Source organism: Flavobacterium amylolyticum (assembly GCF_048284335.1).
Classification (GTDB): domain Bacteria; phylum Bacteroidota; class Bacteroidia; order Flavobacteriales; family Flavobacteriaceae; genus Flavobacterium.
In genome coordinates this window covers 255,047-276,262 of record NZ_JBLVPG010000004.1, presented here as the reverse complement: position 1 = coordinate 276,262, position 21,216 = coordinate 255,047, and the positions used below count along the sequence as shown (strand labels likewise).

The window sequence follows — 21,216 nt, the reverse complement described above, 5'->3', positions numbered from 1 at the left end:
ATTAAAATTAATCTATTGTCATTGATTTAAGTTTCGATCGATACGCTTCAAGTGCAATAGATTTGGATATAAACCCATAATACGTATCATTTTTGAGTACCGGAAGAAATGCAACTTTGGATTTTTCAAACTTATCCATGACGGTTTCCATACTGTCATCTGGAGTGACAATTTCGATAGGCTTCATCATAATTTCTTTTACCAGAGTGTATTTAACCCTATAAGTGTTAAATATTATTTCCCGAATGGTATTAAAATGTACAATTCCTAGAAGTTTATTTTCGTCATCGACAACTGCAAATATGACTTGATAGGAATGGGAAATTAAATCTACTAATTTTTCTAAATTCTCATCGGGGGCAATAGTCAAAAAATCAGTTTGAATGATGGAATTTGTCTCTAATGTAGAGAGGACATTGGTATCTTTATTACTGGTGAATGCATGTCCTTTTTGTGCCAGATTTTTTACATCCATTGAATGTTTCTCAAAACGTTTAGAAATAGCAAAACTGATTGAAGAAACAATCATAAGGGGAATCATTAAGTTATAGCCGCCCGTAATTTCAGCAATAAGAAAAATCGCTGTTAAAGGCGCATGAAACAATCCACTTAAAATCCCTGCCATCCCTACCAATGTAAAATTACTTACGGGTAATTTTGTAAGCCCCGTTAGATTTAAAAGTTTAGAAAAGAAAAAACCAACATACGAACCCAGAAAAAGCGAAGGAGCAAAATTACCACCATTACCGCCACTGCCTAATGTAATTCCTGTCGCAAAAACCTTTATCATCATTGTGCAACCCACAAAAAGTAAAAGGGCCCAACTGTTATTTCTAAAACTGCTGAATAATGTATTCTCCAATAATTGGCCCGGATCATTATCAGATAATGTTTTAATACTTTCATATCCTTCCCCAAAAAGTGTTGGAAAAATAAAAATAAGGATGGCTAAAATTGAAGAACCAAATAACGCTTTTTTATAGGGAGAGAGCTTAAGTCGGGCAAAAAAATGTTCTACTCTTTGAAAATTACGGGAATAATAAACTGAAATGAATCCAGTGAGCAGACCTAATACGATATAGAAAATAATATTGTGATAATCAAAATTTTGCTGTTGTTTAAAGGATAAAAGAATTGCTTCATCCAATGCAATGACAGAAACTAAAGCACCGGTTGCTGCTGCAATCATAATGGGTGTAAAGGCAGCAATACTTACATCAACCAATAACACTTCTATAGCAAACAATACTCCTGCAATTGGTGCATTAAAAGCAGCGGCAATTCCTGCTGCCACTCCACAACCTATCAGTAAAGTTCGGTCTTTGTAACTCAATTTATATTTTTGGGCATAATTAGATCCAAATGCGGCACCAGTAATAACAATAGGACTTTCTAAACCTGCTGAACCTCCCAAACCAACAGTTAGTGAGCTTGTGATGATCTGGGCATACATTTGCTTTTTCGGAATAATACTCGCTTTTTTGGCTACGGCATATAAAATCTGTGAAGTTCCTTTTTGTATCGTGCCACCCAAAACTCTTTTGATAACAAAAACGGTAAGTAAAATTCCTATTATTGGTAAGATACTATTGATGAAACCTAATTTCAAAATACTACTTATGTAAGTAGCAAAAGAAAAAACCCAATGGGCAAAAGTCTTTAAAACGATTACGGCAAATGCAGATGAAATACCAACTAAAACGGCGGATAAAAATATAAACTGTTTTGGAGTTAATAAGGATTGCGCTACGGCGATTATTACTTCTAATTTGGATATATATTTTTTGAACATTATAATTTTTTAAAAGGGGTGCAAAACTACTATTATTTTAGTCCTAACAAATGTTTTTTAAAGCTTCTTTTGTGCTTAATGGTTTTAAATTATTTCTGAAAACAAATAGTTTCACAACTTCAGGATTGGTTTTTGCATATTCCCGTAATGCCCAGCCAATTGCTTTTTGGATAAAAAATTCTTTCGAATGTGCTTGTTTTAAGCATGCATAAAAGAGAAGAGCACCATCTGTTTTTTGTTTATACCCTAATTGAAATAAAATAGCACTTCGGTTCAACCACATATTCTCTGAATTTGAAAATCGTTCCATTACGTTTTTTGTCTCCAATGGAAATTCCAATAAATACTCTCCTAAAATGTATTTCGCAATGGTATCCACACTGTCCCACCATGAATTTTTCACTATCAGTTTTTCTATCAGTTGAATATCTTCTTTCTTATAATTTCCTTTGCGTTCTTTTATCAAAATTTCAATGGCACAATAATGAAATTCCCGTTCGTTTTTTGAATATAAAGCTACTGCAATTTCTGCCGTATTTGTTGCAACCTCTGGTTTGTTCTCTTTCCAAATTGCTATAAAAAGACGTCTTCGTTCTTCCGTTTTTATTCCAAAAAAAGAAAAATTATTCTTCATGTATTTTGCCATGGCAAAAGCATTTTCCGGATTCTTATTTTGTTTAAAAGCGTTTTCTAATGCTGTAATAAAATTCATAAATTTTAATTTCAATTCTTTTAAAAACCCATCGCTTTATCATCTCCTCTAAAATCAGCACCACCTTCCAGTTTTTGATTTGGTAAAACTAATATTGCATCTACTTTTCCTATAACAGGTGTCGTTTTTTCATTAATGAGATATCCTTTTGCTTTTAAGGTTTCTAAGGTTGTAGTATCAAATGTATTGGGTTCAAAAGTAATTAAATCCGGTAGCCATTGGTGGTGAAAACGAGGTGCATTTACTGCTTGTTGCATGCTGAAACGATGCTCATAAACATTTAATATGGTTTGCAATACTGATGTGATAATGGTTGAACCGCCCGGCGAACCCACAACCATAAATAATTTTCCGTTTTTCTCCACAATAGTCGGCGTCATGGAACTCAACATTCGTTTTTGAGGTGCAATACTATTGGCTTCATTTCCGACCAATCCAAACATATTGGGTTCACCTGGTTTGGCACTGAAATCATCCATTTCATTGTTGAGAAAAAATCCCAATTCATCACAATAATATTTGGACCCGTACCCATCATTTAATGTTGTAGTTGACGAAACTGCATTACCAAACTGATCGATAATCGAGTAATGAGTAGTCTCTGTACTTTCATTATAAGTAACTTTTCCTTCTTTTATATCCGACGATAAAGTGGCTTTGTCAAAACTAAAATCCGACATTCTTTGTTTTAAATAATCATCTGCCATTAATGCTTTCAAAGGAATTTTTACAAAATCAGGATCACCCAGATAATAACTTCGGTCTGCATAGGCTCTTCTTTCCGCTTCTACAATAACTTGAATGGCTTCTGTTGAATTATGTCCTATTTTAGCCAAATCATAAGGTGCTATCATTTTGAATATTTCAGCCAGACATATTCCGCCACTGCTAGGTGGAGGCATAGAAATCACCTTTAGATCTTTATAATCAAAAGTGAGTGGCGTTCTCCATTTGGCTTCGTATTGAGCCAAATCTTCCAAAGTGATTATGGCTCCTTTTTTTTGCAGGTATTTAACTAATGTTTTAGCGGTTTCCCCTTTGTAAAATTCAGCTCTGCCATTTTTTGAAATCCTTTTCAATGTAGCAGCCAGCGCAGGATATTGTATAACATCATTTTCTTTAAAAGCAGTTGCAAATAGCGTTTTGTCACCATTTACTTTTATAATTTTATCTCGATAAGTAGCCAATCGATCTTCTTGTTTTTTGGTAACAACAACACCTCTTTCGGCTAATGCAATCACCGGTTTGAGGATTTCTTCAATAGGCAATGAACCTAGTTTTTCATGAACAGCAAAAACGCCGGCTATGGTTCCGGGAACTCCTATAGCTAGGGGAGATTCAGTACTTTTTCCTTTTATGACGTTTCCTTTTTCGTCAAGAAACATATCTTTTGTAGCTGCCAATGGTGCTTTTTCTCGGTAATCTAATGACCCAATTTCTCCGTTAGCTTTTCGATACACCATAAAACCGCCACCGCCAAGATTTCCAGCAAAAGGGTACGCTACTGCAAGAGCCAATTCGGTTGCCACCATCGCATCAAAAGCATTGCCTCCTTTTCTCATAATTTCAACTCCAATTTTTGAAGCTTCTTCACGTGCCGAAACTACCATGGCTTTATCGGCAACCAATCCTGTGGGCTTAACCATAACGTTTTGGGTTTTACAACCAATAGAAAGAACACTCAATAGAATAATAATTTTTTTCATTCGAATATTATAAATTTAAAAACCAACGGCTTTGTTATCTCCTCTTTTATCAGCACCACCTTCGAGTTTGCCATCCTGTAAAACTAATATTGCATCAACTTCACCAATAATTTCTTTGTTTTTTTCATTGATGAAATATCCTTTTTTCTTTAAGTTTTCCAATACATCCTTAGAGAAGGAATTGGGTTCAAACGTAATTTCATCGGGTAACCATTGATGGTGAAAACGTGGAGCATTTACTGCTTCTTGCATGCTCATATTAAATTCATATACATTTAATATTGTCTGTAAAACCGATGTGATTATGGTTGAACCTCCTGGAGTACCCAAAACCATGAACAGTTTATCATTTTTTTCGACAATGGTTGGTGTCATGGAACTCAACATTCTTTTTCCCGGTATAATACTGTTAGCGGTACTTCCTGTCAATCCATATAAGTTCGGCACTCCTGGTTTGGCACTGAAATCATCCATTTGATTATTCAAAAAGAACCCCAATTCGTCGCAATATATTTTAGAACCATAATTATCATTCAAAGTAGTAGTTACTGATACTGCATTACCTTTTGAATCTACAATAGAATAATGTGTGGTTTGTTTGCTTTCGTAACCTTTAATTTCTCCATGGGCAATATCCGAGGATCTAGAAGCTTTATCGAATGAAAAATTACTCATTCTTTGTTCTAAATAGGATGGACTTAGTAATTCTTTTATAGGAAGTTTTACAAAATCTGGATCACCCAAAAAATAATTCCTGTCGGCATAGGCTCTTCGTTCTGCTTCTGTAATTACCTGAATCGTTTTTAGGCTGTTGTGGCCCATTTGTGAAAGGTTGAAAGGCTCAATCATTTTCATGATTTGATTCAAACAAATTCCGCCACTACTGGGTGGCGACATCGAGGTGATTTTTAAATTTTTATACTGAAAAGTAATTGGAGTTCTCCATTTGGCATCATAACTATTTAAATCCTCTAACGTAGCATTTCCGCCCTTTTTAACGAGAAAAGCTACTAACCTTTGAGCACTTTCCCCTTTGTAAAATTCATCCCGACCGTTTTTGGCAATTCTTTTTAATGTTGCCGCTAAAGCGACGTATTTTATAGTGTCATTTTCTTTATATACTTTAGAAAATAAACTGTTTTTACCATTGCTTTTTATAAAGGAAGCTCTATAATATGCCAAGCTTTCGGCTTGAAATTTAGTGACAACAACGCCTCTTTCAGCCAAGGCAATTACGGGTTTTAGGATTTCACTTATCGGTAAAGAACCGTATTTTTTGTGTACTTCGAAAATTCCTGCAACAGTACCCGGAATTCCGGATGCCAAAGCGGTTTCTCTGCTTTTTCCCTCGATTACATTTCCTTTTTCGTCCAGAAACATATCTTTTGACGCTGCCAAAGGTGCTTTTTCTCTATAGTCAATTGCACCGGTTTCACCATTTGCTTTTCTAAAAACCATGAAACCACCTCCGCCAATATTTCCCGCCTGTGGATGTGAAACCGCCAAAGCTAGTTCAGTCGCTACCATAGCATCAAAAGCGTTTCCGCCTTTTTTCATGATTTCAACTCCAATTTGTGAAGCTTCTTCTCTCGCCGAAACGACCATGGCTTTTGAAGTTACTAAACCAGTTGGTTCAACAGTTTTTTCATTCGATTTGCAACCCAAAACGGCAAAGGCAAGTAGAAAAAGTATTTTTTTCATAAAGTCATTATTTTAGTATTCGAAAATTGGATTAATTCTTGGAAGAAATTAGTAAACTCTTTTTCGAATTCTATATAAAATTCAGAAAGTTCATTGGTCGCAAATCGCATTTTCGATTCGTTTTTAGTGCGTTGGTCCATTTGTGTCAAAATTCGATTAATTCCGTCTACCGTTTGATAGCTCACTAACCAATTGTGTTCAATCATATAGGGCAACATTCCTTTAGTTCTTTCGGATAAATTGATATGGTTATCTTGTAAAGATCGGTAAAAACGTTGTACAAAATGGTCTAGTTTTTCATCAGAATAAATACTCCAGTTTTTAGCCAAAAAATGATCGTAAAAAACATCTACAATTACACCGGCATAATGGTGGTAATTTTCATGTAACCTTTTGGTACTTTGTCTAAAAACGGGATGCGCATCAGTAAAAGTATCAATGGCGCGATGCAGGATAATTCCTTTTTGAATTTCTAAAGGGTAACTTTCAAAATGTTTTCCACGAATTCCGTCAGCCATGAAATTGCCAATTTTGATTAAATCATTATCACCGGAAAGATAGATGTGTGCTAGAAAATTCATTCGCCTAATTTAGGTATTTAAATGATGAATTTTGAATTCTAAATGACTTTTATAAAGTGTCAATTATTATATTTGTAAGCAATTTATACTTTATAATACAAAATTTAAAACAAGAATCAATGACTTTAATAAAATCAATATCAGGAATTCGGGGAACAATAGGAGGAAAAGTTGGGGATAACCTGACGCCTGTTGACGCGGTAAAATTTGCTTCAGCGTACGGAACTTGGCTAAAAAAGTATATCGGAAAAGAAAAAATTACGGTTGTTGTAGGTCGTGATGCCCGGATTTCAGGACCAATGATTCATAACTTGGTGGTGAATACTTTAATTGGTTTAGGAATTGATGTGATTGATTTAGGTCTGTCTACTACACCTACGGTTGAAGTGGCAGTGCCTTTAGAAAAAGCCGAGGGTGGAATTATCCTTACTGCTTCGCACAATCCTAAACAATGGAATGCCTTGAAATTATTGAATGAAAAAGGAGAATTCCTGAATGGAGAAGAAGGGCTTAAAATTCTTGAAATTGCAGAAGCGGAAGCTTTTCATTTTTCGGATGTAGATGATTTAGGAGTCATTATGATTAACGATGCCTATATGGATATACATATTGATGAAGTCTTGAATTTACCATTAGTGGATGTGGATGCAGTAAAAGCAGCTAAATTCAAAGTAGTGGTTGATGGTGTAAATTCTTCAGGGGGAATTATTATTCCAAGATTACTGGAATTACTGGGCGTTGAAGTAGTAGAATTATACTGTGAACCTAACGGTCATTTCCCGCACAATCCGGAACCTTTAAAAGAACATTTGACGGATATTTCAGAATTAGTAGTTAAAGAAAAAGCCGATTTAGGTATCGTGGTAGATCCCGATGTGGATCGTTTGGCTTTCATTTGTGAAGACGGTGAAATGTTTGGAGAGGAATATACCTTGGTGGCTTGTGCCGATTATGTTTTGAGTAAAACACCAGGAAACACCGTTTCAAATATGTCTTCTTCTCGTGCCTTGCGTGATGTTACCAACTTACATAACGGAAGCTATGAAGCCAGTGCGGTAGGTGAGGTGAATGTAGTAGAATTGATGAAAAAAAATAATGCAGTAATCGGTGGTGAAGGAAACGGCGGTATCATTTATCCAGAATTGCATTACGGACGTGATAGTTTGGTAGGTGTAGCCTTATTTTTGACGCATTTGGCCAACAAAAAAATGACAGTTTCTGCTTTGCGAGCTTCGTATCCTGAATATTATATGAGCAAAAATAAAATTGAATTGACACCACAAATTGATGTTGATGCGATTCTTGTTGCCATGACAGAGAAATATAAAAATGAAGACATAACCACTGTTGACGGCGTAAAAATTGATTTTGCTGAAAATTGGGTTCACCTAAGAAAATCGAATACGGAACCAATAATTCGTATTTACACCGAAGCGGCTTCTCAAGAAAAAGCAGATACTTTAGCACTAAGAATTATAGACGAAATAAGAGCTGTGGCAGGTATATAATATCTCTTTTCTTTCAAGAACTAAACCCTTTCAAATTCCTTTTGAAAGGGTTTTTTTATAAAAACATAAGCTTTAGAATTAAAAATTAACTCTAAAGCTAATGTTTGGCGTTAAGCCCAGCGATTTGTTATTTACTTGAATAGCATCATTAGTATTATTTGGATTCACTTTGTAATACCTATTGATACTATTATCTTGATTGGTACTATTAATTACACCAGCAGTAATCGAAGCTTTAATAGATTCTGAAAGGTTAAAATTATAATTTAAAGAAGTATCTAAACGCATGAAATTATCAAGATTTTCACTGTTTGGAGCACCATAGTTTACCAGTGTAGTGTTGCCGCTTTGTATGGTTTCGTTTCCATCAATTGGTTTTGTATACGGCTGACCATTTCTCCACATACCACCAACCGCTATTTTTAGATTTTTAAGGATATTGTAATAAAAACCAATTGATACAGAATGTCGTATGTCTACATTATTTGGAAAAGCTGAGGGTGTAAAAGTATCAAATTCATAGTCGTTTGTACTAAACGTATAACTTACCCAAACGCTATAGTGACGCGTTGTTTTATTGGCTAAAAATTCAAAACCTTTTGCGGTGTAACTTCCATTCGCATTAGAAAACTGAAAGTTGTTATAAAAACCTTGATTAGAAGCTGTTATTCCATCTACTGTTTTATAAAATCCTGTAGCTTCAATATTGAGTTTGTTTTTATTAAATTCGACTCCAAAAGAACCTTGTTTACTGATTGCAATTGGAATGTCTTTATCGTTAACTAAAACCCAACGCCTTTTTTCGACTCCTAAAAAATCGTCTTCAAAGTCTACAATTTGTGTAGTTGTTTGATTTTTGAATTCGCCTTCTAATTTTAAAGCAAATTGATTTGATATTTGCTGTCTAATATTTATTCTAGGTTCTACTATAAATTTTTCAAATTTTTGAAAATAATTCAAACGCATTCCAACGCGTAAATACGTATTGTTCTTTTTGTATTCGGCTTCCGAAAATAAAGCATGATTCAGTAAAACATCTTTAATCGTACTGGAATAGAGTGGAGTACTAACAGTAGTTTGATTTAACATTCCCGTTTCATTAAATTGGTAGCCCAACAAGAAATTTAAATGGGCGTTTGTTTTGTAAATGGCATTTAATTTAACTCCAGTTTCCAGTACCTCATTAGCGTCTGTTAAAAGCTGATCCGTTTCAAGCCGGTAATCACTAGCGTTAATATTGTATCTGGAAAAGTAACTAATAAAGTCTGTACTCCATTTTGAATTCCATATGGCTCTCCAATTTCCTCCGTAACCAATGTTTTTCTGGGATAAAGTACTGATTTTAGATTCGGTTTGGTTTGAATTTGTAATGCGGCTTTCTAAATAATCCAACGCGTTATTAATACCAATAATATTTGCTCTAAATTGATGTTTTTCACTCCAATCAAAAAGTAATTTAGCCGTATAATCATAAAAATAAAAATCAGAAGCCGTATTATTTTGATCACTATCCACATTGATTTCAGTATCTTGAAAACTACGATCAAAATATTTAGTGTAAGTTGGTGATTTAAACAAATCAGTAATGGAACGACGTCCCGAAATATGTAATTCTAATTTTTTAGTTATCGGAATTTCTAAAAAAGCATCAGTACTTATTAGGTTTATTCCTCCGCCACCTGAAAAAACAGTTGTAACATCGTCTTTGGTTTGCATGTTTATAGTGCTGGAAACCCCATCGCTATATGCTGCGCTTGTTCCGTTTTTACTAACAATAACTTTACTGGTAAGATTGGGGTTGTAAGCGGATATTAACCCGAAGAAATGACCGGAATGATACATTTTAATATTATCCCAAAGCACTAAATTCTGGTCATTAGTTCCGCCGCGCACGTTGATATTTGCAATGCTTTCATTGGTGCTTTCAATCCCGGGAAGCGCTTGTATGGATTGCAAAATATCAGGTTCTATTAATCCAGGAAGAATTCCGAATTTTTTAGTGTTTAAAACGGTGCTTCCATCAAGGTATTTTTGTAATCCGGAGGTTAAATAAACAGGTATTAAAACTTGATTTAACTCTTCGTTTTTTGTGGAAAGAACAATTTCTTTGCAATTATTTTGTGTTGAAAATAACTCATTTGCTGAAAACTTTCTGGATTCAAAACCCAAATAGGATATGGTTAGCGTTGCATTGATAGGAATATTTTGTAAAATGAATTTCCCATTTTCATCGCTTATCTCTCTTTTTCCAATATTGTTTACAAGGATGGAAGCGCCACTTAAGCGCGATTTTTTTTCGTTGGATACAACTATAGCGCAAATGAATATTGTTTTATTTATGATCGATACGGTAACATATCGATTGTCTAAAGCTTTGAAATTTAAAAGAGTTTTCGAGTTTAGGTAATCAATAGTTTCTTGTAATGTAAAAGAAGCATTTGGTTTGTCAATTTTAATGGTGGCAACATCTTCAACGGCGTAGGAGAACTTAATATTAAATTGTTTTTCGAGGGAAATAATAATGGCAGTCAAAGGTATTTTTTTAGCGGTATTTTGTCCGTGACAAATACTGCAAATACAAATTAACAGTGAAATTAGCCATTTATTGAACACCATAGTTGTAAAATATAATAGTTTTTCCTTCAATTCTGTAACTTAATTTAAGTGGAATTGTGACCGCCTGAAGCGCTATTTCTTTGTCAGTATGTGTAAAACTTCCCGTAAAGAGTTTTGCAGTATCCACACCTTTCACTTTAATTTTTACATCATATTGACGCTCCAGTTCTGCAATAACCTGATCTAAAGGAATCTTATTAAAACTTGATTCTTGTTGAATCCACGAAGGGTTTTGGGTATTAAAATCTTCAACATTTTCAATAATACCATTTATAACCCGGAAGGTTTTTCCAGGAGGTAACGTAATAGTTTCGTTATTATACGTTACACTCACCAAACCTTCGTAACAATTTACTTCAAAATAGTTTTTGCGTTCTTTTACGTTAAATTGTGTCCCTAAAACGGTAACAACTCCCACAGGTGTGTTTACACTAAAAGTTTGCCCTTTCTCCACTTTAAAAAATGCTTCTCCTTCTAACGTTAAAGCTCTTTTTTCAGCCCAATTTTTTTCGTTAAAACTTAATTTTGAATCGGCATTTATTATCACTTCAGAATTATCCGGTAACGTTACTGATTTTGTTTGCGCAATTTGGGTCTTAAAAGAGGTAATGTTATTAAAAAACAAGAAATAAGAAGAGGTTAATAGAATAACTAGAACAGCGGCTACTTTGTAAAATGTTTTGAAATTTAAGATTCGTACTTTTGTTTTCTTTTTAGAATGGTTTCTAATCTTAAAAGCTTCTAAAGCAGCGTGGGCATCTACTTTTGGAATTTCCAATTGTGATGCATAATGAGCAATCTTTTCAAGTGTTTTCAAATCTTCAGATTGTTTCAAATCTTCAATTTCTTCGCTTGAAAGCTCATTATTTAACCATTTTAATATCTCTTTCTCGTTTTTCATTTTATATCTCTATGTTTATAAGACAACTAACTTTTAAATTACCCTATAACTAAATAACTAATTATATATTCTCTATTTGGGTTCTTAATAGTTGTAGCGCTCCAGACATTCTTTTTTCTACTGTTTTTTGAGAAACACCGAGTAAATCCGCTATTTCTCGGTATTTTTTTCCGTCTATTCGATTTAATAAAAATACTTCCCGCTGTGCTTCACTTAATGATGCGATAGCTTTTGTGAGTTTAAGTTTGAATTCGTCTTCTTCGAATAGATATTCGGGACTTTGATTATTGGTGTCTAAGTTAGGCGCATCTTTAGCATACTTCAATACTACTTTTTGATGTTTTATGTTATTTAGAAATAAATTATTAATGCTGGTAAACAAGTACGTTTTGACTTTACTAAAGTCGATTTTGGAACAATTCTCCCAAATTTTAGTAAACGCATCTTGTACTAAATCTAATGCAGCTTCATTATCACCACATTTGTAATATGCAAAATTATTTGCTGATTGTACGTGCTTTAGGTAAAAGTCTCTAAAATGATTTTCGTCGCAAAGGGTACTTTTTTCGTCGCTCATTGAGTATTAATTCTTTTTTTTAGGTTGTAAATGTAAATTATTTTTTCAAAAAGCAGTTGGGTTAATTATAATTGCTTTTTCCTGAAAAATATTTTAATTTTTAAGTTATTGATTTGTAGTATTTTATGATTTTATTTGTAAAATTTTAATTTTTTTTTTAATTTTTTATAGGGTAAAAATAACCGTAGTTGTCTTACTAACAGAAAGGCGTAGAAAACATCGCTTGTGAATATAAAAATATATTAAATTTGAAAATTATGAAAAAATTTAAATTGGTTACAGGAATTGCATTGATGGCGATCTTAGGCTTAACATCATGCCAAAGTGAAATTGATGACGTACAAGGAGAAAATCCAAATACGAATTCAGCTAATTCAACTACAACAACTAACCTGAAACGTACTTCGATGTATGATGGTTCGTTTGATGATTTCTTAGATGGAGCATCATGTTCCTCTATTGTATTGCCGGCTTCGGCTAAAGTAAATGGTATTCAGGTTTCTATTTTAAGTCAATTGGATTACCAACAAGTTATCTCTATTTTTGGTCAGTCTAATAACGATCAAGATAAAGTGGTATTGCAATTTCCTTTAAGAGTTAAATTGAGTAACTATACAGAGGCTACTGTAAATAACCAAACGGAATACAATGCGATTCTTAATGCGTGCTCATCAGCTGAAGCTTCTGGTCAAGATGCTATTTCTTCCGTAAATATTAGTTTCCCAATTACAATTTTAACGTATAATTTGAGTTTACAACAAACAGGAAGCGTTGTCATTACATCCGAACAACAATTATATACGTATATGTCTAATGTAAGTAGCACAGAATTATTTTCAGTAAACTACCCAATTTCAGTTACAATTGCTGATGGAACGAAATCAACTGTTTCAAGTGATGCTGAATTGCAAGCAGCTATTAATGCCTCTTTAAAAACAGAAGCCACGATGGCAGAAGCAGTTCAAAATTCAAAAAAACTAGAAACAATTTTAGTTAATGGAAAGTTTAAAGTAGAATCATTTGTTACTGCGGGTGTCAATTCAGCTAGTAGTTATAAAGATTTTTCAGTAGATTTTGCAAATGATTTATCCGTAACAGCTTCAAATTTATTAAGCACTACTGTGAATGGTACGTATGCAGTAAGTTCACAATTGGATGTTTTTCTAAAACTAAATTTTTCAGGTAATGCAACATTTAATTTATTGAATAATACTTGGAAAGTAACTAGTTTTAATGCTTCGACTATCACATTACAAAGCTCAACTAATGCGGCATCAACATTAGTATTGAAACAAATTTAGGCATAGTTTGAATTGGTTAGTTTGTTCAAAGAACAGCTACTAAATCTTCTTGTAGCTGTTCTTTAAAATAAACGTATAAATAAACGATAATAATGAAAAAAGTAAGTATTGCACTGATAATAGGTTTGTTTCTATTTATATCCTGTTCAAAAGAGGATGATCCAATTGATACTCCCGTAACTATAAACCCCAATACTAATAAGCAGCAAACTGGAAGTTCTTCTAACGATTTATTATCTGATAGAAAATTTAAAAGTATGGTTGTTGAGGTGGTTTATGTAGTTGGTTTTGAGCCAAGTAATACTGCAATCAATAATTTTGTAGCTTTTCTGGAAGCACGAACCTACAAACCAAATGGTATTAGTGTTATAAAACGATCGATTCCCCCTCCAGGGAATTCTCCTTACACAGATCAGGAAATTGTAGCTATTGAGGATGCAAACAGAACAAAATACAATACGTCGGATCAAATAGCAGTTTGGGCATTTTTTGCAGATGGTAAATCTTCTAAAGATACTGATACAGGAGTTATTTTAGGAACGGCGTATAGAAACACATCGTTTGTTATTTTTGAACAAACTATTCAAGGCTTAAGCGATAGTCCCTTTGAACCCAACAGAAGTTTGTTAGAAACCACTGTGATTACCCATGAGTTTGGACACATACTGGGATTAACTAATTTTGGTGCTCCTTTACAAAGTAATCATGAAGATGCAGCACATCCTAAGCATTGCAATATAAAAACCTGTTTAATGTATTGGTCTTCTGAAACAGGAAGTGGGATTGAGAACATGGTCTCAGGAGGAACAGCACCCCAACTGGATGCGCAATGTATTGCCGACCTTAGAGCTAATGGAGGGAAATAAAAGTAGAATTTGAATAATTAAAAACAAAAAAGATGAAAGTAAAGTATATAACAATAGCTTTATTCTTTGGTGTCATAACATCAATGACTGCACAGGACAATACTATTCCTAAATCAAATGGAGGAATAAAAGGAGGTTATAATTTAGCAGCTGTAAGTTTTGACGGGGATGGCGAAACAGAACAACGACACGGTTTTCACATAGGAGTGTATGGCGAGTCATTTATTAGCGAAAGCTTTTCTATTCAACCAGAATTGATTTACTCGCAGCAAGGATACGAAATAACAAATAGTAGTGGGACTTTTACCCAAAAATTAGATTACATAAATCTACCCTTAATGCTTAAAGCATATCCATCTCAAAATTTCTTTTTGGAAGCTGGTCCACAAATTGGTTTGGCAATTTCACATAAGGAAGAATACGATGGACTTTTTAGTGGCACACAAGAATATGATCCCAGTAATTTTGATTGGGGTGTGAATTTTGGAGGTGGTTTTAAAACGGATTCAGGGATTAGTTTAGGAGTACGTTATCATTTAGGTTTAGGAGATTTATATGATGAAGGAAAGGCACAAAACCGAGTACTACAATTTTCATTAGGATTCGATTTATAATCGTAATCCGCTTTAAAATAAAATGCCCAAGAAGTTTTCTTGGGCATTTTTATATGATTTACAGAGTAAAATATTTTAATTCACATTCTAAAAAGATACTTTATAAACAATACCTGCAGTAAATTTACGAGTTAATCCGTCAGGGCGAACTTCTCGAACTACAAACGGTGTGGCTAGAGATAATTGAATACTGTTTTTAGTATTAATGGCATACGCACCAATTATATTTCCGTTGATTGTTAATCCATCAGAATTTTTTATCGTTTCTCTTTTTCCAAAAGCATTTTCAAAACGATCTTCTCCTAAATGATAAATGAATAATACATTGGGCTTAAAAGTAAATTTTTTATTAGCAGTTTGAAACGTATATGTTGTTCGAAACAGAGCATCTGATTTTCTTTCAAATAAATTAGTGGAAGGAAAATCATTCGTATTAGAAAACTCCTTGAAATACGAATTTTTATTGTTGTTGAAGACGGGAATTTGGACAGCCGTATTAAAATCCCATTTTTTATAATTAAAATTCAATCCTGCAATCAAATCAAAAGTTCCCAAACTCGATTGATAGTCTAAAGGTAGAGAAAACTCATTTATTTTAAGATTTGAACTCGTAAACGGTATTTTAAAACCCAAAAGGGAACTCCATTGTGTATTTGTTTTTGGTTTCCAATTGTAATTCCCGATCAAGTAGGCATCGCCAAAAGCGCCTCGTTCACCAAAGCTTCCACTTGCAACAGAGTACGTGATTTTTGAACTTAATGCCCATTGGTCATTAATACTTCTTGTATAGGTTAAATACGGTGAAAAATAAGTTAGATCAGCTTCGCCGGCACCAAAAATCGCTCCTACTTCAATTCCGTTTTTTAATTCTTTATCTGCTGTCTGAAAACCGTTTCCGATAGAACAAATTCCGGCATCGCTACAGCCTTGAGCAAAGGAGTTAGAAAATATCCCCAGAACGATGATTAACAGTGTTTTTTTCATAATAAGATTTAATTTTGAGATAATTGCGCTACTGCAAAAAGATGGTTGTATTGTTGGCAGTGAATTAATACATATTTATATGTTGAAAGATTCACTTGAGATGGAATTGTGTATACCGTAGCAGATGTTACATTCCCTAGATTTACGAAATCTGTGGGTGTGGCATTTTTTGATAGGTATACTTTCAAATCCGGGCCACTGGAAACACTGAAATTTTCCAATCGGACTTCGTTTTGATTTCCATTCAGGTAAATTTTAGCAGATCCAGTCACTTTAATTCCTGAAGTAGGCATGAAATTTCCAGTAGCTATAGAAGGGGTGTTTTCAGGTATTGGTGTGCTTAAGTCAGGGTCACGTGTTAAATTACCTTCTACTTCACAGGAGAATAATAGTAAGGCGAGAGGTAGTATAAAAACAATTTTTTTCATGGTAAAACATTTTTTTAAATCAATAATCAAATATAAAACGAATCAAAATTACAGTTTGTCAGCTAGTTTACATTTGGATCAAGTTTATTCATTGATGCAAAAACAGTATTAACTAAATTTGAAAAACACTATTTAGTAAAAATTAATATCTTTGAACTCAAATTAATTAACAATGATTACTAAAGAAGCATCAACAGAATTAGAGCAATACTTTCAACAGTTTCGCGACAACATCATTGGTATAGATCAAGCGTTTGAATCTCCATACGGACCAAAACAAATTATTTATACGGACTGGACAGCGAGTGGTCGTTTGTATCGTCCGATTGAAGAGAAATTAATGAATCAATTTGGTCCTTTCGTGGCCAATACCCATACTGAAACTACCGTTTCTGGAACTGCCATGACTAAAGCGTATCATCAAGCAAGACATATTATTAAGCACCATGTGCATGCAACTGCTGATGATGTTTTGATTACTGATGGAACAGGGATGACAGGTGTAGTCAATAAATTTCAACGAATCCTGGGTTTAAAAGTACCCGAAAACTTAAAAAATTTCATCACTATTCCTACCGAAAAAAAACCAATTGTTTTTATTTCGCACATGGAACACCATTCGAATCAAACGTCTTGGCTAGAAACTATTGCCGATGTTGAAGTTATTCCTTCTTCGGAAGATGGATTGTTCAGCGTTGAAAATTTGGAAGTTTTATTAGAAAAATATAAAGAGCGACCTTTTAAAATAGCTTCGATTACCTCTTGTTCGAATGTTACAGGAATCAAAACTCCGTATCATGAAGTGGCCAAAATGATGCATCAACACAACGGACTTTGTTTCGTAGATTTTGCTTGCTCAGGTCCTTATGTACAAATAGATATGCATCCCGAAGATACTGAAAGTTATTTAGATGCTATTTTCTTTTCGCCGCATAAATTCCTTGGAGGCCCCGGAACTAGTGGTGTTTTGGTTTTTAATAAAAAATTATATCAAAATGTAGTTCCTGATAATCCGGGTGGCGGAACGGTAAGTTGGACGAATCCTTGGGGTGAGCACAAATACATCGATAATATTGAAGATAGGGAAGATGGCGGTACTCCTGGATTTCTTCAAGTGATAAAAACTGCATTGGCTATCCAGTTGAAAGAGCAAATGGGAATTGAAAATATCTTAAAAAGAGAGCACGAAATAGTAGATTATATTTTCTCGGAATTAGGAACTGTTTCCAATATTAAAATTCTTGCAGGGCAGCATCAAGATAGGTTAGGAGTGATTTCTTTCTTTGTAGAAGATTTACATTTTAACTTAGGAGTGAAATTATTGAATGATAAATTCGGGATTCAAACCCGTGGTGGTTGCAGTTGTGCTGGAACCTACGGGCATTTTTTATTGCATGTTGATCAAGAAACATCCCATAAATTAATTGACGAAATTACTCTTGGCGATTTAATCAGAAAGCCGGGTTGGATCAGAATGTCAATTCATCCTACAACTTCAAATGCAGAAATTGAATTTGTATGTAACGGCATCAAAGCATTGGCAGCAAATCATAAAGTATGGGCTTTGGATTATGATTATAATGCTGCAATCAATGAGTTTTTAAATAAAAATGCACAACCTGTAGAAGACGCATTAGTAAAAAACTGGTTTTCTTTATAAGACTGGGTATTTATATTATTATTTCAGATTATATTACTTATAATATTATAAAACTAAATTTCTATTATTAAGTAATATAAGGCCTTTTTATTCAATGTGTTGCGTACTTATCTTTGAATTATAAAATTCTATTTTAAGTTTATAAAACGAGTAGGAGTATTAACTGATATAAAAAGGTCTAATTTTGTAATTGCAATTTTTGTAGTCAATAAACTGAAATCGATACTAATTAATGATACTCTTTCGAAAACGATATGAATTATTTGGAAAAATCATTTTTGAGAAAGTGATTATTGAAGCCCCTTTTAAAATACCAAATCCAATGCCGGAGGAAGCCTGTTTTATCTATATGGTAGAAGGCAAAATTAAGTATGAAATTGAAAATGAAAGCATTACTATACCCGTTAATGATGCTGTAATGTTAAAGTGTGGTAATTATTTTAGCCAAATTAGAAATAGCGAATCATCAAAAAATCATCAGATTGTTATTGTTCATTTTCACCCTGAAATCCTAAAAAAAATTTACGATACTGATTTACCAAAGATTTTTCAACAGCCTGTAAAAAGAGATTTAAGTTTGAATTTAGGAAAAATCAATAATGATTTTCTTATTCAAAAATACATTGAAGGCATGTTGTTTTATTTTGACAATCCAACGCTTGTAAATGACGATATTTTGGTCATAAAGTTAAAAGAGATCGTTTTGTTATTGTGTCAGACAAAAAATGCTCCTGTGATTCAGCAAATTTTATCCCAACTTTTTTCTCCTACAAGTTATTCTTTCAAACAAGTTATTGAGAACAATTTATATTCTCATTTTACCACCGATGAATTTGCTCTAATGACAAATCTTAGTCTTTCCTCTTTTAAAAGAGAGTTCAAAAAAAATTATAATGATAGTCCCGCTAATTATATTCGAAATAAAAAGTTAGAAAAAGCAGCAGAATTATTATTGATTTCTGAAGAGAGAATTACGGATATTGCTTTTGATTGCGGTTTTAATGATCTAGCTAATTTTTCCACTCTATTTCATGATAAATTTAATTGTGCTCCTTCAACTTATAGATTGGACCAAATAGGCAAATTGTTGAACTAATTACAAAAGTTTTTTCGACTTATTAAAGCCAACTTTGTAATGTTAGATAACACAACAGTTATTTAGCTTAAACAAATAAAAAATGGCACATTTAAAATTAGAAAATAATTCAATTTCTCCAATTTCACAGGAAATTTTTGCTAAAACACAAAAAGGGTTAGGTTTTATTCCTAATATGTATACAAAAATGGGACAAAATCCTGCTTTACTGGATTCCTATATTTATGCTTACAATAGTTTTAGAGCTAATTCCGGTTTTAATGCTGTGGAACAAGAAGTTATTTTTTTATCAGTAGCCTTCGAGAATAATTGTGAGTATTGTGTTGCAGCTCATAGTTTTATTGCAGATAAAATGTCAAAAGTTCCAACGGAAATAACGGATGCTATTCGTGATGGAAAACAAGTTCCGGATGCAAAATTAGCAGCATTGTCTACATTAACACGAATTCTTACTTCTACGCGTGGTAACGCTGCACAATCCGACGTAGATTCTTTTTTAGCAGCTGGATATGACGAAGTGCATGTGTTGGGTATTATTGCAGGAATTGCAGTAAAATTAATGAGTAATTACTCCAATCACATTACTAATGCTGAGGTTGATGCAACATTTGCAGATAGAGTTTGGAAAAAATAAATAAAGTAATTTTATATTTTTGCAACTATTAAAACCAATAAAGATTAATTTCTTTATTGGTCTTTTTATTGGCAGTAGTCTTAGCCTAAAAACAGATCAATGAAAGTTATACATATAAAAGCATCATTACTTACAACTTTTATAGTTACCAGTTATATTTCATTTACCTTAGTTGCTGTAAATGTTGGTTTTACTGATGGTTTTGTTTTTATTTGGTTGCGTAGTTGGTTAATAGCTTTCTTTTTAGCTACACCTTCGTTACTTATTGTTGGTCCTTTTATTAGAAAAAAACTAAATTGTGAAAATTAAATAGGATTATCTTATTAATAGGGTTAATTGTAGGTTTCCTTTTTAATGCAAAATGAAAAACGAACTATATCATAGAAGCAATTAGGAATGGATTGAGTTATTCTAATTAAATAATTAAACTTTAAATGTATGCTACAAATAAATGTCAAACCAGTCATTCTCTTCGATGTAAACGAAACATTGCTGGATATGACACCGCTAAAAAAAAAGGTCAATATTTTACTTAATGATGAACAAGGATTCCGAATTTGGTTTGGGATGCTTTTGCATTATTCCCTAGTTGATAATTGTACTAATCAGTATCATGATTTTACAACTATTGCAAAGGCAACATTGCAAATGGCGGGACAATCTTTAAAAATAATACTTAATGAGGAAGAAATAAACAAAACGCTCAGTATAATTAAGGAATTAAGAACTTATCCAGACGTTGCGGTAGGTCTAAACTTATTGAAAGAGAACGGTTTTAGATTAGCTACTTTAACGAACACACCTGAAAGTACCTTAATTCAGCAATTAAAAAATTCTAATTTAATTCATTATTTTGAACAGACCCTGAGTATTGATGCAATAAAAAAGTACAAGCCAGCTCCAGAAGCGTATCTATGGGCTTCAAAACAATTGCAAGTTGATCCTGAAAATATAGTTATGATTGCTGCACATGGATGGGATTTAACTGGTGCAATGTTAGCTGGATTGCAAACTGGTTTTGTTGCAAGAGCTGGACAATCGGTGTATTTATTATCTGATTTACCTAATTATGAGGCTCTAGATATTTATCAAATGGCCAAAGTACTCGTAGCCCAATATTCGTAGTATATTACAAGGACAGAGTTTTGAATTAAAGTGCATCCTAGTGTGATCTAATCATTCATGGTAGTGGTTTTCTATATTCTCAGTATTGCTTCATTTCTAAGTGATTTATTTTTGATGGGTATGCATAATCCCAATTGAAGTGGTTGAAATGAATGATAATATATGGGTTTACTTTACAAAATTATAAACGTTTTTTAATGAAAATAAAATACGAGTTCGGTTATGTATTCTTAGAAGAAGAAAAAGTGATCAATATAGTTTTCTAGAACTCTTAAACCGTATCAGTCAATAAAAAATCTTCTAATTGCTGTGTTGGCTTGCCATCGAGTAAAAGGTTTTTCAATCAGATCTCATTATACATATGGTTTCGTAAATGATTACTTTACAGGTAATTAAAGGTAAAAATAAGTGATG

Annotated in this window: 19 protein-coding genes; 9 read left to right on the top strand and 10 right to left on the bottom strand. The window is 33.3% G+C overall.

Features of this window, described 5'->3' with window-relative positions; genetic code table 11:
- Positions 1-7: 7 nt before the first annotated feature.
- Genes ACNQF9_RS14250 through ACNQF9_RS14230 form a run of 5 tightly spaced genes read right to left on the bottom strand, consistent with a single transcriptional unit; the run spans position 8 to position 6,492 of the window.
- Positions 8-1,792, bottom strand: coding sequence for a chloride channel protein (locus tag ACNQF9_RS14250; protein WP_417961693.1), 1,785 nt, complete (start codon positions 1,790-1,792; stop codon positions 8-10).
- Between the two features lie 43 nt (positions 1,793-1,835).
- Complete coding sequence (locus ACNQF9_RS14245) at positions 1,836-2,504, bottom strand: DNA alkylation repair protein (RefSeq protein WP_417961691.1); 669 nt, start codon at positions 2,502-2,504, stop codon at positions 1,836-1,838.
- 20 nt (positions 2,505-2,524) lie between these two features.
- Positions 2,525-4,210 (bottom strand): gamma-glutamyltransferase, encoded by a 1,686-nt coding sequence (gene ggt, locus ACNQF9_RS14240; protein ID WP_417990469.1) that lies wholly within the window; start codon positions 4,208-4,210, stop codon positions 2,525-2,527.
- Between the two features lie 15 nt (positions 4,211-4,225).
- Positions 4,226-5,911, bottom strand: a complete 1,686-nt coding sequence (ggt, locus tag ACNQF9_RS14235; RefSeq protein ID WP_417990468.1) for a gamma-glutamyltransferase — start codon at positions 5,909-5,911, stop codon at positions 4,226-4,228.
- Positions 5,908-6,492 carry an acyl carrier protein phosphodiesterase gene (locus ACNQF9_RS14230; RefSeq protein ID WP_417961685.1) on the bottom strand — a complete coding sequence of 195 codons (585 nt, stop codon included), beginning with the start codon at positions 6,490-6,492 and terminating at the stop codon, positions 5,908-5,910. The genes ggt (ACNQF9_RS14235) and ACNQF9_RS14230 overlap by 4 nt, the downstream gene beginning before the upstream one ends.
- Before the next feature lie 119 nt (positions 6,493-6,611).
- Here ACNQF9_RS14230 and glmM point away from each other — a divergent pair, with 119 nt between their 5' ends.
- Entirely contained in the window at positions 6,612-8,000 is a 1,389-nt protein-coding gene (gene glmM / locus ACNQF9_RS14225) for a phosphoglucosamine mutase (RefSeq protein ID WP_417990467.1), read from the top strand.
- 78 nt (positions 8,001-8,078) lie between these two features.
- Here the strand turns inward: glmM and ACNQF9_RS14220 are convergent, their stop codons facing one another.
- The 3 genes from ACNQF9_RS14220 to ACNQF9_RS14210 all read right to left on the bottom strand — a co-directional run bounded on the left by ACNQF9_RS14220 (position 8,079) and on the right by ACNQF9_RS14210 (position 12,094).
- Positions 8,079-10,616, bottom strand: coding sequence for a TonB-dependent receptor (locus ACNQF9_RS14220; RefSeq protein ID WP_417990466.1), 2,538 nt, complete (start codon positions 10,614-10,616; stop codon positions 8,079-8,081).
- The gene (locus ACNQF9_RS14215; protein WP_417961679.1) at positions 10,603-11,517 is read right to left on the bottom strand and encodes a FecR family protein; all 915 of its coding nucleotides are present in this window, start codon (positions 11,515-11,517) and stop codon (positions 10,603-10,605) included. The genes ACNQF9_RS14220 and ACNQF9_RS14215 overlap by 14 nt, the downstream gene beginning before the upstream one ends.
- 61 nt (positions 11,518-11,578) lie before the next feature.
- On the bottom strand, positions 11,579-12,094 hold the full coding sequence (locus ACNQF9_RS14210) for an RNA polymerase sigma factor (protein ID WP_417961677.1): 516 nt from the start codon (positions 12,092-12,094) through the stop codon (positions 11,579-11,581).
- A gap of 257 nt (positions 12,095-12,351) precedes the next feature.
- On the opposite strand from ACNQF9_RS14210, the gene ACNQF9_RS14205 reads away from it, so the two are divergent.
- The 3 genes from ACNQF9_RS14205 to ACNQF9_RS14195 all read left to right on the top strand — a co-directional run bounded on the left by ACNQF9_RS14205 (position 12,352) and on the right by ACNQF9_RS14195 (position 14,875).
- A complete protein-coding gene (locus tag ACNQF9_RS14205; protein ID WP_417961675.1) occupies positions 12,352-13,395 on the top strand; it encodes a hypothetical protein in 1,044 nt (347 codons plus the stop codon).
- Between the two features lie 92 nt (positions 13,396-13,487).
- Positions 13,488-14,261: a zinc metalloprotease gene (locus ACNQF9_RS14200; protein WP_417961673.1), complete on the top strand. Its 774-nt coding sequence runs from the start codon at positions 13,488-13,490 to the stop codon at positions 14,259-14,261.
- 32 nt (positions 14,262-14,293) lie between these two features.
- On the top strand, positions 14,294-14,875 hold the full coding sequence (locus ACNQF9_RS14195) for a porin family protein (RefSeq protein WP_417961672.1): 582 nt from the start codon (positions 14,294-14,296) through the stop codon (positions 14,873-14,875).
- 87 nt (positions 14,876-14,962) lie between these two features.
- Here ACNQF9_RS14195 and ACNQF9_RS14190 read toward each other — a convergent pair whose 3' ends face one another.
- The gene (locus ACNQF9_RS14190) at positions 14,963-15,859 is read right to left on the bottom strand and encodes a hypothetical protein (protein ID WP_417961670.1); all 897 of its coding nucleotides are present in this window, start codon (positions 15,857-15,859) and stop codon (positions 14,963-14,965) included.
- Between the two features lie 8 nt (positions 15,860-15,867).
- Positions 15,868-16,287 carry a DM13 domain-containing protein gene (locus ACNQF9_RS14185; RefSeq protein ID WP_417961668.1) on the bottom strand — a complete coding sequence of 140 codons (420 nt, stop codon included), beginning with the start codon at positions 16,285-16,287 and terminating at the stop codon, positions 15,868-15,870.
- Positions 16,288-16,459: 172 nt separating this feature from the next.
- On the opposite strand from ACNQF9_RS14185, the gene ACNQF9_RS14180 reads away from it, so the two are divergent.
- From ACNQF9_RS14180 to ACNQF9_RS14160, 5 genes are all read left to right on the top strand, one after another.
- Positions 16,460-17,947, top strand: coding sequence for an aminotransferase class V-fold PLP-dependent enzyme (locus ACNQF9_RS14180; protein WP_417961666.1), 1,488 nt, complete (start codon positions 16,460-16,462; stop codon positions 17,945-17,947).
- Between the two features lie 232 nt (positions 17,948-18,179).
- Positions 18,180-19,043: a helix-turn-helix domain-containing protein gene (locus ACNQF9_RS14175; protein ID WP_417961664.1), complete on the top strand. Its 864-nt coding sequence runs from the start codon at positions 18,180-18,182 to the stop codon at positions 19,041-19,043.
- A gap of 82 nt (positions 19,044-19,125) precedes the next feature.
- The gene (locus tag ACNQF9_RS14170) at positions 19,126-19,677 is read left to right on the top strand and encodes a carboxymuconolactone decarboxylase family protein (protein ID WP_417961662.1); all 552 of its coding nucleotides are present in this window, start codon (positions 19,126-19,128) and stop codon (positions 19,675-19,677) included.
- Between the two features lie 99 nt (positions 19,678-19,776).
- The gene (locus ACNQF9_RS14165; protein WP_417961660.1) at positions 19,777-19,986 is read left to right on the top strand and encodes a DUF2798 domain-containing protein; all 210 of its coding nucleotides are present in this window, start codon (positions 19,777-19,779) and stop codon (positions 19,984-19,986) included.
- Between the two features lie 129 nt (positions 19,987-20,115).
- Positions 20,116-20,802, top strand: a complete 687-nt coding sequence (locus ACNQF9_RS14160; RefSeq protein WP_417961658.1) for a haloacid dehalogenase type II — start codon at positions 20,116-20,118, stop codon at positions 20,800-20,802.
- Positions 20,803-21,216: the final 414 nt, after the last annotated feature.

Excerpts from the sequence above, each read along its gene's own strand:
- ACNQF9_RS14250 (WP_417961693.1), bottom strand. The coding sequence starts at position 1,792 with ATGTTCAAAAAATATATATCCAAATTAGAAGTAATAATCGCCGTAGCG.
- ACNQF9_RS14245 (WP_417961691.1), bottom strand. The coding sequence starts at position 2,504 with ATGAATTTTATTACAGCATTAGAAAACGCTTTTAAACAAAATAAGAAT.
- ggt (WP_417990469.1), bottom strand. The coding sequence starts at position 4,210 with ATGAAAAAAATTATTATTCTATTGAGTGTTCTTTCTATTGGTTGTAAA.
- ggt (WP_417990468.1), bottom strand. The coding sequence starts at position 5,911 with ATGAAAAAAATACTTTTTCTACTTGCCTTTGCCGTTTTGGGTTGCAAA.
- ACNQF9_RS14230 (WP_417961685.1), bottom strand. The coding sequence starts at position 6,492 with ATGAATTTTCTAGCACACATCTATCTTTCCGGTGATAATGATTTAATC.
- glmM (WP_417990467.1), top strand. The coding sequence starts at position 6,612 with ATGACTTTAATAAAATCAATATCAGGAATTCGGGGAACAATAGGAGGA.
- ACNQF9_RS14220 (WP_417990466.1), bottom strand. The coding sequence starts at position 10,616 with ATGGTGTTCAATAAATGGCTAATTTCACTGTTAATTTGTATTTGCAGT.
- ACNQF9_RS14215 (WP_417961679.1), bottom strand. The coding sequence starts at position 11,517 with ATGAAAAACGAGAAAGAGATATTAAAATGGTTAAATAATGAGCTTTCA.
- ACNQF9_RS14210 (WP_417961677.1), bottom strand. The coding sequence starts at position 12,094 with ATGAGCGACGAAAAAAGTACCCTTTGCGACGAAAATCATTTTAGAGAC.
- ACNQF9_RS14205 (WP_417961675.1), top strand. The coding sequence starts at position 12,352 with ATGAAAAAATTTAAATTGGTTACAGGAATTGCATTGATGGCGATCTTA.
- ACNQF9_RS14200 (WP_417961673.1), top strand. The coding sequence starts at position 13,488 with ATGAAAAAAGTAAGTATTGCACTGATAATAGGTTTGTTTCTATTTATA.
- ACNQF9_RS14195 (WP_417961672.1), top strand. The coding sequence starts at position 14,294 with ATGAAAGTAAAGTATATAACAATAGCTTTATTCTTTGGTGTCATAACA.
- ACNQF9_RS14190 (WP_417961670.1), bottom strand. The coding sequence starts at position 15,859 with ATGAAAAAAACACTGTTAATCATCGTTCTGGGGATATTTTCTAACTCC.
- ACNQF9_RS14185 (WP_417961668.1), bottom strand. The coding sequence starts at position 16,287 with ATGAAAAAAATTGTTTTTATACTACCTCTCGCCTTACTATTATTCTCC.
- ACNQF9_RS14180 (WP_417961666.1), top strand. The coding sequence starts at position 16,460 with ATGATTACTAAAGAAGCATCAACAGAATTAGAGCAATACTTTCAACAG.
- ACNQF9_RS14175 (WP_417961664.1), top strand. The coding sequence starts at position 18,180 with ATGATACTCTTTCGAAAACGATATGAATTATTTGGAAAAATCATTTTT.
- ACNQF9_RS14170 (WP_417961662.1), top strand. The coding sequence starts at position 19,126 with ATGGCACATTTAAAATTAGAAAATAATTCAATTTCTCCAATTTCACAG.
- ACNQF9_RS14165 (WP_417961660.1), top strand. The coding sequence starts at position 19,777 with ATGAAAGTTATACATATAAAAGCATCATTACTTACAACTTTTATAGTT.
- ACNQF9_RS14160 (WP_417961658.1), top strand. The coding sequence starts at position 20,116 with ATGCTACAAATAAATGTCAAACCAGTCATTCTCTTCGATGTAAACGAA.